Source organism: Mesorhizobium sp. WSM4976 (assembly GCF_029625685.1).
Lineage (GTDB): Bacteria > Pseudomonadota > Alphaproteobacteria > Rhizobiales > Rhizobiaceae > Mesorhizobium.
The window spans coordinates 78,403-88,861 of the sequence record NZ_JARTVT010000022.1 but is presented as its reverse complement, the minus strand read 5'-3'; the positions used below and the strand labels follow the sequence as shown (position 1 = coordinate 88,861).

The 10,459-nt window shown below is 64.4% G+C and carries 9 protein-coding genes; 3 read left to right on the top strand and 6 right to left on the bottom strand.

Features of this window, described 5'->3' with window-relative positions; genetic code table 11:
* Positions 1-199 precede the first annotated feature (199 nt).
* From P9272_RS25030 to P9272_RS25020, 3 genes are read left to right on the top strand one after another with little or no spacing between them, the layout of a single operon-like run.
* Entirely contained in the window at positions 200-1,126 is a 927-nt protein-coding gene (locus P9272_RS25030) for a sugar ABC transporter permease (protein WP_278162599.1), read from the top strand.
* Positions 1,126-1,983 carry a carbohydrate ABC transporter permease gene (locus P9272_RS25025; RefSeq protein WP_278162598.1) on the top strand — a complete coding sequence of 286 codons (858 nt, stop codon included), beginning with the start codon at positions 1,126-1,128 and terminating at the stop codon, positions 1,981-1,983. Before P9272_RS25030 ends, P9272_RS25025 begins: the two co-directional genes overlap by 1 nt.
* Positions 1,984-2,012: 29 nt before the next feature.
* On the top strand, positions 2,013-4,010 hold the full coding sequence (locus P9272_RS25020; protein ID WP_278162597.1) for a glycoside hydrolase family 127 protein: 1,998 nt from the start codon (positions 2,013-2,015) through the stop codon (positions 4,008-4,010).
* A 9-nt stretch (positions 4,011-4,019) separates the two neighbouring features.
* Here P9272_RS25020 and P9272_RS25015 read toward each other — a convergent pair whose 3' ends face one another.
* The 6 genes from P9272_RS25015 to tauA form a co-directional block, all read right to left on the bottom strand.
* Positions 4,020-4,829, bottom strand: coding sequence for an endonuclease/exonuclease/phosphatase family protein (locus P9272_RS25015; RefSeq protein ID WP_278162596.1), 810 nt, complete (start codon positions 4,827-4,829; stop codon positions 4,020-4,022).
* A gap of 24 nt (positions 4,830-4,853) precedes the next feature.
* Entirely contained in the window at positions 4,854-6,311 is a 1,458-nt protein-coding gene (locus P9272_RS25010; protein WP_278162638.1) for a phospholipase D-like domain-containing protein, read from the bottom strand.
* Between the two features lie 111 nt (positions 6,312-6,422).
* Positions 6,423-7,583: an FMNH2-dependent alkanesulfonate monooxygenase gene (gene ssuD, locus P9272_RS25005; protein WP_278162595.1), complete on the bottom strand. Its 1,161-nt coding sequence runs from the start codon at positions 7,581-7,583 to the stop codon at positions 6,423-6,425.
* A gap of 41 nt (positions 7,584-7,624) precedes the next feature.
* The gene (locus P9272_RS25000) at positions 7,625-8,473 is read right to left on the bottom strand and encodes an ABC transporter permease subunit (RefSeq protein WP_278162594.1); all 849 of its coding nucleotides are present in this window, start codon (positions 8,471-8,473) and stop codon (positions 7,625-7,627) included.
* Positions 8,470-9,264, bottom strand: a complete 795-nt coding sequence (locus P9272_RS24995) for an ABC transporter ATP-binding protein (RefSeq protein ID WP_128259451.1) — start codon at positions 9,262-9,264, stop codon at positions 8,470-8,472. The genes P9272_RS25000 and P9272_RS24995 overlap by 4 nt, the downstream gene beginning before the upstream one ends.
* 57 nt (positions 9,265-9,321) lie before the next feature.
* Positions 9,322-10,332 (bottom strand): taurine ABC transporter substrate-binding protein, encoded by a 1,011-nt coding sequence (gene tauA / locus P9272_RS24990; protein ID WP_278162592.1) that lies wholly within the window; start codon positions 10,330-10,332, stop codon positions 9,322-9,324.
* Between the last annotated feature and the right edge of the window lie 127 nt (positions 10,333-10,459).

The following is a 10,459-nucleotide window of genomic DNA, read 5'->3' as shown; positions in this document are numbered from 1 at the left end:
CCCCCCCCCCCCCCCAACAACCCCCCCCCCCCCACCCCCCCCCCCCACCCCCCCCCCCCCCCCACACACCCCCCCCCCCGGCCCCCGGGGGGGGGGCCCCCCCCCCCCCCCGCCCCCGGGGGCCCCCCCCCGGCCGCCCGCCCCGTCTCCCTGGCCGGGCGGCCGGGATGTTGCATCGTTCACTCGCAGTGAGAACGACATGGCTTCCATTATCGCAACTTCGGCACCCGCCCGCGCTAGGCCACGCACCAGCGCCAGCCTGCGGCAATGGGTTGGCCTGCTCTACGTCCTGCCGGCCGTCGCTTTCGTCACCGTCTTCTTCGTCATCCCGCTCGGCATGACGGCATGGATGTCGCTGCACAACTGGCCGCTGATGGGCGAGCATGCCTTCATCGGTTTCGACAATTATGTCGCCATCCTGCGCGACACGCGCTTCTGGAACGCGCTGAAATTCACCTTCTACTATACAGTGATCGTCACCATCGCGATCTTCGCCGTCGCATTTCCGCTGGCGATCTTCATCGAAAGGCCGCGGCTGCTCACCAACCTCTACCGCACCGCCTTCTTCATGCCGGCGGTGGTGGGTTTTGCTTCGGCGAGCCTGCTCTGGTCCTGGCTCTTGAATGTCGATTCCGGCCTGTTCAGCCCGGCCGCCTACGACCTTGGCCTGACCGAAAAGAAGGTGAATCTGCTCGCCACCTTCCAGCCAGCCTTCTGGTCGATCATTGCCATGGTGGTCTGGAAGGTGGCCGGCTTCACCATGATCATCTTGATGACCGGCCTGCAGTCGATCCCGCAGGATTTGCAGGAAGCCGCGGTCATCGATGGCGCCGGCCCGTTCGCAAGGTTCAGGGCGATCACCTTGCCGCTGATGCGCCGCACGCTGGCGCTGGCGCTGATCCTGTCGGTGGCGGGCTCGATCCTGGCCTTCGACCAGTTCTACATCATCCTGCGCGGCGGCCCGCGCAACCAGACGCTGACGGCGGTCTACTGGATCTTCAATCAGTCCTTCGTCTCGTTCAAGCTGGGCTATGGCGCGGCACTTTCCATGGTGCTGCTGGCCATCCTGGTGGCGCTCAGCCTCATCCAGCTCTGGCTGCTGCGCAAGCCCGAGGGGCTCGACTGATGGCCGAGGCGATGTCGCAGAACCGCAAGGCCGCCTTCAGCCTCGCCAGGCATTCCACCGGCATCATCGCCTCGGTGCTGTTCCTGGCGCCGATCGTGTGGACGGTGCTGTCGACCTTCAAGCCGGCGCAGGAGGCGCGCCAGCCGCCGCTGCCGCCCTGGCCGACCACCGGCTTCTCGGTCGAGAATTACGAGACGCTGAACGCCTTCGGCGACGGGCTCTGGGCCTCGGCGCAGAACAGCATCTATGTCTCGGTGATGACGGTGCTGCTCTCCGTGCTGGTCAGTGTGCTTGCCGGCTACGGCTTCTCGCGCTTCCGCTTTCCGTTCCGGGATTTCTTCTTCGTCCTCATCCTGTCGACGATCATGATCCCGTTCCAGTCGATCCTGACGCCGATCTTCCTGGTGCTGACCAGGCTCGGTCTGCACAACACGCTGACGGGGCTGGTCTGCGTCTACGTCACGCTGCAGCTGCCCTTCTCGATCTTCATGATGCGCAACGCTTTCGACGCCGTGCCGCGCGAGATCGAGGAGGCCGCTCGCATGGATGGCGCCAACAACGTCACCATGCTCATCAAGGTGATGCTGCCGCTGGTCTGGCCGGGCGTCGTCACCATCGCGCTCTTCGCCTTCCTCGGCGCCTGGAACGAGTTCCTGGCCGCGCTCGTGTTGATGACCGACCAGTCCAAATTCACCCTGCCGGTGATGATGACGGCGCTCCAGTCCGGCCGCTTCGGCGCCATCGACTGGGGCGCGGTGCAGGCCGGCGTCACCGTAATGATGGTGCCCTGCCTGATCCTCTTCCTGGCGCTGCAGCGCTTCTACATCCGCGGCCTCATGGCCGGGGCCGTCAAGTAATTCGCCCGCATTCGAATGGAGTGACGTTCATGACCGCATCGCAACCCGCCACCTCGGCCAAGCCCGAGACATCCGCCAAGCCGAAGCTCGCCTTCCGGCCGCTGCCCGTGCCGCAGGTCGATGTCCGCGGCTTCTGGGGCGACCGTGTCGATGCGGTGGCAGCCAAGACCGCCGGCATCCTCTACGACCGCTGCGTCGAGGCGCGCATGCTGGAGCAGATCGATCCGGACCGACCGTCGCCGGGCGTCGTCATCCCGTTCCATTCGCCATCGCCCGACGAGGCCGACGAGAAGGGCGCCGAGTTCACCGGCTCGACGGTGACGACCCAGATGTTCTGGGATTCCGACTGGGGCAAGACCATCGAGACCGCCGCCTATTCGCTCTACCGCCGCCGCAACCCGGATCTGGAAAGGAAGATCGACACCGTCATCGACATGTATGAAAAACTGCAGCAGGAGGATGGCTACCTCTCCAGCTGGTACCAGCGCATCCAGCCCGGCCTGCGCTGGACCAACCTGCGCGACTGCCACGAACTCTATTGCGCCGGCCATCTGATCGAGGGCGCTGTCGCCTATTACCAGGCGACGGGAAAGCGCAAGCTGCTCGACGTCATGTGCCGCTACGCCGACCATATCGCCTCGATGTTCGGCCCGGAGCCCGGCAAGAAGAAGGGCTACTGCGGCCATGAGGAGGTCGAGCTGGCGTTGGTCAAGCTGGCGCGGGTAACGGGCGAGAAGAAATACATGGAGCTCGCCAAATATTTCATCGACCAGCGCGGGCAGCAGCCGCATTATTTCGACGAGGAGGCGCGCGCCCGCGGCGCCGATCCGAAGGCCTATCACTTCAAGACCTACGAATATAACCAGTCGCACAAGCCTGTGCGCGAGCAGGACAAGGTCGTCGGCCACGCGGTGCGCGCGATGTATCTCTATTCCGGCATGGCCGATATAGCGACGGAATATGGCGACGACGCGCTGCGCGTGGCGCTCGACCGGCTCTGGGACGATCTGATGACCAAGAGCCTTTACGTCACCGGCGGTCTCGGACCGTCGGCGCACAATGAAGGCTTCACCAGCGACTATGACCTGCCCAACGAGACCGCCTATGCCGAGACCTGCGCCTCGGTCGGCCTGGTGTTCTGGGCAAGCCGCATGCTCGGCATGGGTCCGAACGCCCGCTACGCCGACATGATGGAGCGCGCGCTCTATAACGGCTCGATCTCGGGCCTGTCGCTCGACGGCTCGCTGTTCTTCTACGAGAACCCGTTGGAGAGCCGGGGAGGGCACCACCGCTGGAAATGGCACCGCTGCCCCTGCTGTCCGCCCAATATCGGCCGCATGGTGGCCTCGATCGGCGGCTATTTCTACGGCCTCGCCGATGATGCGCTGGCAGTGCACCTTTACGGCGACTCGACGGCCCGCTTTGAGATCGCCGGCCAGCAGATAACCCTCGTCCAGACCAGCAACTATCCCTGGGACGGCGCGGTCTCGATCGAGTTCGGGCCGGAAGCGCCGACAGCGTTCACGCTTCACCTGCGTGTGCCTGCCTGGTGCCGCAAGGCCGCGCTTCGGGTCAACGGCAAGCTGGTCGATCTCGAGGCGGCGACGGTCGACGGCTATGCCGCGATCCGCCGCGAATGGCGCCAGGGCGACAAGGTCGAGCTCGACCTCGAAATGTCGATGGCCCGCCTCTTCGCCAACCCGCAGGTGCGCCAGGACATCGGCCGCGTGGCGCTCGCGCGCGGCCCGCTGGTCTACTGCGTCGAGCAAACCGACAATGGCGGCGGGCTGCATCGCATCGCCCTGCCACGCACGGCAAGGCTCGAGGCCCACGCCGAGCCAAACCTGCTCGGCGGCGTCGTCACGCTTTCGACGATCGGCAGCAGGGCCGAAACGGAGAACTGGGGCGCCGATCTCTATCGTCCCGAACCCCCGGCGACTGAGGAGACGAAGCTCAAGGCGGTTCCCTATTTCGCCTGGGACAATCGCGACCCCGGCGAGATGCTGGTCTGGCTCAGGGAAGAGTAGGGCGGCAACTTAAAGATGCACGAAAGCCGTCAGCGGCAGGTGATCGGAGGCGACGCGCGACAGCGGCGTGTCATGCGCCTCGACGCCTGAAACCAAACCATGCCGGTTGCCCATGATGCGGTCGAGCGCCAGCACCGGCAGGCCGGACGGGAAGGTCGGCACCGCCGGCGGCGTCGGCCCGAAGGTTGTGTGCAGCGTGTTCAGCGCCGATCGGTTGCCGAGCCGCCATTCGTTGAGGTCGCCGAGGAGCAGCGTCGGCCTTTCATCGGCGCTGCTCATGATGTCGAGCACCACGCGGGCCTGTTCGGAGCGCGAGCGGCGCAAAAGGCCGAGATGGGCGGCGATCACGCGCAGCGACCGTTTCTCGTCGAGATCGATTTCGGCGACCAGCGCGCCGCGCGGCTCCAGTCCCGGCAGCTTGAGCTGGTGGACGTCGCGCACGGTGCCGCGCTTGAACAGCAGCACATTGCCGCGCCACCCATGCCCCTTGCCGTTGCCCGAGACCGGCACCGGCACCAGTCCCGTCTCCAGCTCCAGGCGGGCAAGATCGAGCAGCCCGGCCCTGTCGCCGAAGCGGTTATCGGCTTCCTGCAGGGCGATCACGTCGGGGCTGATCTCGCGGATGACGCGCGCCGTCCTTTCAGGGTCGAACCTGCGGTCCGTGCCGATGCATTTATGGACGTTGTAGGAGGCGACGACGATTTCAGTGTCGTTGACGCGCTTGCGCGGCGTCGCCTTGGCCTTGCGCGCGTTCCTGGCGCGGATCGACAACAGCACGGTCTCTGGCAGGCTGCGTCCCTTGATGTCGTCTATCTCCATGATCCTGCTGCTCGATTTTCTGCGCTAAAGATAGGGCGATCCCAGCCACAGCAAACGGTCGAAGACGCGGATTATGAATGGCCTTGCATTCAGCGTCTGCAGCGTCACTGGCTGGGCGGTTGAGATGGCGGCCGCGATGCGGGCGTCGATCTCGGCGGCGAAGTTTTTGTCCAGGACTTCCATGTCGATCTCGAAATTCAGCCTCAGCGAGCGAGCGTCCAGATTGGAAGAGCCGACATAGGCCCACACGCCGTCGATCGCCATCAGCTTGGAATGGTCGAACGAGCCCTCGTGGCGCCAGACCCGGCAATAATGCTTCAAAACCTGGTCGAACTGCGCCGTCATCGCATGATCGACGAGGAAAAGGTTGTTCACCGCCGGCACGACGATGTCGATTTCGACGCCGCGGCGGCCAGCCGTGGTCAATGCGCTGATGAATTCGCGATCCGGCAGGAAATAGGGCGACATGATGCGGATCGATTTGCGGGCGACCGAAAACGCCCCCATCAGCAGCTTCAGGTTGGTTTCGTTGGAGGCATCCGGCCCGGTCGCCACCGCGCGCACCAGCATCGGCTGCCCCGGCGGCGGCGCGGCGCGCTGGACCTGCCATGGGTCGTCCTTCAAGGCCTCGTTGCCGGCAAATCGCCAGTCCTCGGCGGCAACCGAGAACAGGTCGGCCACAACCGGCCCGGTGACCTCGAAATGCGTGTCCCGCGAACTGTCTGAACCGGCGAATTCGGCCGAGAATCCCTTGCGGATGTTCATGCCTCCCGTGAACGCCACCGCGCCGTCGACGATCAGGATCTTCCTGTGCGTCCTCAGATTGGCATAGGGAAGTCTCAGGCCCATGACGATGTTGCCGTTGAAGAGGTCGACGGGGACGCCGGCCTCCCTGAGTTGTTTCAGGATGCTCGGGACCGAATAGCGCACGCCGACGGCGTCGATCAGCACGCGGACGGTGACGCCGCGTTGGACGGCATTGCCGAGCGACTGCACGAACAGCGCCCCCACCGCATCATTGTCAAAAATATAGGTTTCCAGAAGGACGCTTCTTTGCGCCGCATCAATTGCCCGGCACATCGCCGTATAGGCCTCATCGCCGGTCTTGAGCACGGCGATGGTGTTTCCAGAGGTCAGCGGACGTCGCGCCACCCTGTCGCCAAGCGTCTTCAGCCCAGTGAAACGCTGGCCGTATTCGGCGTTGATCAGGGCTTCCAGCGCGACGTCGCGGTCGTGCCTGGCGGCGGCGGCCTCGGGTGACGGCCGCAAGGCGCTGATCGTCGCGCGGCGGATGCGGTTGATGCCGGCAATGGCGTAGATGATCGCGCCGATAAAGGGCGACAGGAGCATCACGCCCACCCAGCCGGTGGCGGCGCGCACGTCCTCCTTGGTCATGATGGCGTGCACGATGCCTACCGCCGCCATCGCCAGCGAGAGGATCAGGATAAGCGTCGACCAGTGACTCGCAATCGCCTCGAACATCGGGCCGACTATTGTGCGAGCCGGGCGGAAGGCAATGCTGGCGGTCAAGCCGATTACGGCAAATGCGCGCCAGCTTCGCCGGCGCGCATGACTCGCTCGGAATGAACGATCCTACGATGCGGATGCTGCGACTCTAGGGCGTACGCCGCGTCCGAACTCGACGTCCCAGCTGCGTTCCGCCGGAGCCGCTTCGCCGCTCAGCCCAAGTTTTGGGAAAAGCAGTTCGGCGACGTTGAATGCCTCCTCCAAATGCGGGTAGCCGGACGCGATTATCGTTTCGATGCCGATCTCCTGATACTCGCGGATTCGCGCGGCGACATTATCGGGATTGCCAACCAGGGCGGTTCCGGCGCCTCCACGCACCAGTCCGAGCCCCGCCCAAAGGTTCGGGCCGACAACCAGCCGGTCGCGCCGGCCTTGATGCAGGGCCGACATCCGCTTTTGGCCGACCGATTCCGAGATGTTGACGAAACCGTTCTGGGCTTCGGCGATCACGTCGTCGGTGACGTGGCTGATGAGGCGATCGGCGGCCGCCCAGGCCTCGTCCTCCGTTTCGCGCACGATCAGATGGATGCGCAGCCCGAAACGGATCGTGCGACCTTGCGCCGCCGTCGCCCTTTTCACGCGATCGATTTTCTCGGCGAGTTGGTCGACCGGTTCGCCCCAGCTCAGATAAGCGTCCACATGCTTGGCGGCGATCGCAATGCCGGCATCGGAGGAGCCGCCGAACCAGAGCGGCGGATGCGGTTGCTGAACGGGCGGAAACGAAATGTCCGTGCCGTGGGCTGAAAGATACTTGCCGTCGAAGTCCGCCGGCTCGCCTGAAAGGATCCGCCGCCAGATGGTCAGGAATTCGTCGGTCTGCGCATAGCGCTCGTCGTGTCCAAGCTTGATGCCGTCGCCGGCGAGGTCGGCCGGATCCGCGCCGGTGACGACGTTGAGCAGCACCCGGCCGCCGGAAATGCGGTCCAGCGTGGCCGCATGGCGAGCAAACAGGGCTGGCGTCCCGCTGCCCGGCCGCAGCGCCACCAGGAATCTCAACCTTTCCGTGAGCGGGATCAGCCCGGCCGCCAAGATCCAGGCGTCCTCGCACCGCGTTCCGGTGGGCAGGAGCACGCCCTTGAAGCCAAGCCGGTCGGCGGCCTGCGCGATCTCCTTGAGATATCCGAAGGTTGCCGGCCGGTGTCGCTCCTCTGTGCCGAGGTAGGGACCATCGCCATGGGTCGGAAGATACCAGTAGAGATCGAGCGCGTGGGGTTCGTTGCTGGACATCGGATTGTTTCCTTCTGCGATTGCGGAATCTTGAGCAAGCCTCAGAGCTTGCCTTTCCAGGGGATGAGGCGGTGTTCCAGCCAGCGCATGCCGCTGGTGAAGGCGAAAGCAAGCACGGCGATGACGATGAGGCCGACGAAGACGACGTCGGTGGCGAGGAAGTTGGCGGCCGACATGATCATGTAGCCGAGCCCGGACTGTGCTGCGATCAGTTCGGCCGCGACCAGTGTCGACAAGCCGGCGCCGATGGCAATCTTCAGGCCGGTCAGGATTTCCGGCAATGCGGATGGCAGGATGATGCTGGCGAACAGTTGCAGCCGGCTGGCGCCGAGCGATAGCGCGGCATTGATGCGTTCAGCGGGCACCGACCGGACTCCCGCCTGGGCCGCAAAGCAGATTGGCGCGAAGGTCGACAGCGACAGAAGCACGATCTTTGAGGTCTCGCCGATGCCGAGCCAAATGATCAGCAGGGGAAGGTAGGCCAGCGGCGGCAGCCCCCAGTAGAGGTCGATCGGCACACTGAAAATGCCCTTGACCCAGCGGTTCAGGCCCATGAGCAGGCCAAGCGGAATACCCACGAAAATGCCGACGCCGAGTGCCGCGGCAATGCGGCCAAGGCTTGCCAGCGTATGATCGAGCAGCGTGCCGTTGGCATAGCCGTCGGCCGCGACTGCGCTGAACTGGGTCAGCACATCGGCCGGCGACGGCAGGAAGAGTGGCGAGGCCCAGCCGAATTGCGCGGCCAGGAACCACAATGCGATCAGCGCGGCCAGCGTGGCGAGGCTGATGCCGAACGTGCTTGCCGATGCGGCTCGGCGCAATCGACGAGACGGCCGTCGCTGAGCCGCCGCGGTCGGAAACGAGGTTCGGGAATTGGCTGCAAGGGTCATTGCAAGGTTCCTTTCCGGGCGCCTTCCGGCTGGTGGATGAGCGAGCGGATTTCCTGCCGCAGTTCGATGAAGCGGGGGTGGGACTGGATCGTCCCGATATCCCCGGCTTCCGCGAAGTCGCGGACGAAGTCGGCGTCGAAGCGGGCAACGATGCGGCCCGGCCGCGGCGACATCACGACGATGGTTGTACCGAGCGTGAGGGCTTCCTCGATCGAATGGGTGATGAACAGGATCTGCTTGCCCGTCCTGGCCCAGACCGAGGCCAGAAGCTGCTGCATGGTCTCGCGAGTCAGGCTGTCGAGGGCGCCGAACGGCTCATCCATCAGTAGGATCTTCGGATCGGTCGCCAGCGCCCGCGCGATGCCGACGCGCTGGCGCATGCCTCCCGAAAGTTCATAGGGCGGCTTTTCGGCGAAATCGGCGAGTCCCACCAGTTCCAGCAGGTGCCTTGACCGCTCGTACCGTTCGCCGCGTGACACGCCCCGGTACTTCAATCCGAGTGCAACATTGTCCAGCACGTTGGCCCAGGGCAGCAGGGTATCTTTCTGGAACACGACGCCACGATCGCCGCCTGGCGCCACGATTTCTCGCCCATCCAGCGTGATCGTCCCTTCGGTAAGGGGTAGAAAGCCGGCGATCGCGTTAAGCAATGTCGACTTGCCGCAGCCGGAAGCACCGACCGCGACGACGATGGAATCGGGAGGAATATCGAGCGAGACGTGATCGAGCGCATGCACGTCCTGGCCATCGGAAGCCGGGAAGGTGACGCTGGCATCGCGAATTCGAAGCATAGTGGCCTCCGGTGATCTGGCTGGCGCGCCAGCCAGATCGGGTTCCTTCAGGGATTGCTAGTTCGAGGCCTTGGCCACTTCCGCATATTGCGGATCGGCGAACGCCGCGTAGCTGTCCTTGACCGAGGTGATCTTGTGCTGATCCTTCAGGAAGCTCGCAGTGTCCCTGAGGATCTTCGCCACCGCGCTTTTCTCGCCGCCGCCCAGCCACTTGTCGGAAACCTGCTCCTCGAGCGGGGGAACGACCGTGGTCTTCAGCTGCTCCGAATTTTCCGCCGCCGTGCCACCCTGCAATTTTGCGATCAGCTTGGCGTTCTCCGAGTCCGGGCCCCATGCGGCGGGGTTGCTCAGGTATGCCTGGTTGTAGCCGTCGATCAGCCGGACGTACTGGCCGAGGAACTCGGGATTGGCCTTGGCGAAGGCACCGGTGACGACCAGCGCGCTGAAGGTCGGCGCGCCGCGATCGGCGACCTGGCCGGCGGTGAGCAGGACCTTGCCGTTCTTCTTGAGTTCGGACAGCGCCGGATCCCAGACGAAGCCGCCGTCGATGTCGCCGCGCTTCCAGGCGGCGACGATTTCGGGCTGCGGAATGGCTATGACCTGGGTTTCCTTTTCGGAAATGCCTTCCTGTTTGAGCACGGCGAGAAGCTGGTAATGATCGGTCGAGACTGGTGCTGCGGCGAGTTTCTTGCCACGCAGATCCGCCGGCGACTTGATGTCGGGCCGCACCACCAGGGCTTCGCCATCACGAGAGACCGACGAGATGTAGAACGCCTTCACATCGATACCCTTGCTGACGGCAGCGGAGAACGGGCTCGACCCGACATCGCCGATCTGGACGTCGCCGGAGGCGATGGCTGCGAAGATGTCGGCGCCGGAATTGAAGCGGCGGAATTCGATGTCCCAGCCTGTCTTCTTTGCGAGGTCGCCATTGGCGATGCCAAGATTGTAGGGATTCGCGCCAGTCTGATAGGCGATGACGACTTTCTTCTCGTCCGCGGCACCTGCCGTGGCGTGGACGGAAGACAGGGCAAGCCCCAAAAGCGCGGCGGAAATGAATTTTCGCATGGACTTTAATCCTTTGAGCAGCGGGCAGAGCCCGATTTGCAGCCAAACAGATGGCTGCGATCAAAGTCCACTAAACTTATAGAATTAGACAGGAATGATATTCCTAAAGCCTCTTCGTCGGTGAAAA

Excerpts from the sequence above, each read along its gene's own strand:
- tauA (WP_278162592.1), bottom strand. The coding sequence starts at position 10,332 with ATGCGAAAATTCATTTCCGCCGCGCTTTTGGGGCTTGCCCTGTCTTCC.
- ssuD (WP_278162595.1), bottom strand. The coding sequence starts at position 7,583 with ATGTCCAGCAACGAACCCCACGCGCTCGATCTCTACTGGTATCTTCCG.
- P9272_RS24995 (WP_128259451.1), bottom strand. The coding sequence starts at position 9,264 with ATGCTTCGAATTCGCGATGCCAGCGTCACCTTCCCGGCTTCCGATGGC.
- P9272_RS25025 (WP_278162598.1), top strand. The coding sequence starts at position 1,126 with ATGGCCGAGGCGATGTCGCAGAACCGCAAGGCCGCCTTCAGCCTCGCC.
- P9272_RS25010 (WP_278162638.1), bottom strand. The coding sequence starts at position 6,311 with ATGTTCGAGGCGATTGCGAGTCACTGGTCGACGCTTATCCTGATCCTC.
- P9272_RS25015 (WP_278162596.1), bottom strand. The coding sequence starts at position 4,829 with ATGGAGATAGACGACATCAAGGGACGCAGCCTGCCAGAGACCGTGCTG.
- P9272_RS25000 (WP_278162594.1), bottom strand. The coding sequence starts at position 8,473 with ATGACCCTTGCAGCCAATTCCCGAACCTCGTTTCCGACCGCGGCGGCT.
- P9272_RS25020 (WP_278162597.1), top strand. The coding sequence starts at position 2,013 with ATGACCGCATCGCAACCCGCCACCTCGGCCAAGCCCGAGACATCCGCC.
- P9272_RS25030 (WP_278162599.1), top strand. The coding sequence starts at position 200 with ATGGCTTCCATTATCGCAACTTCGGCACCCGCCCGCGCTAGGCCACGC.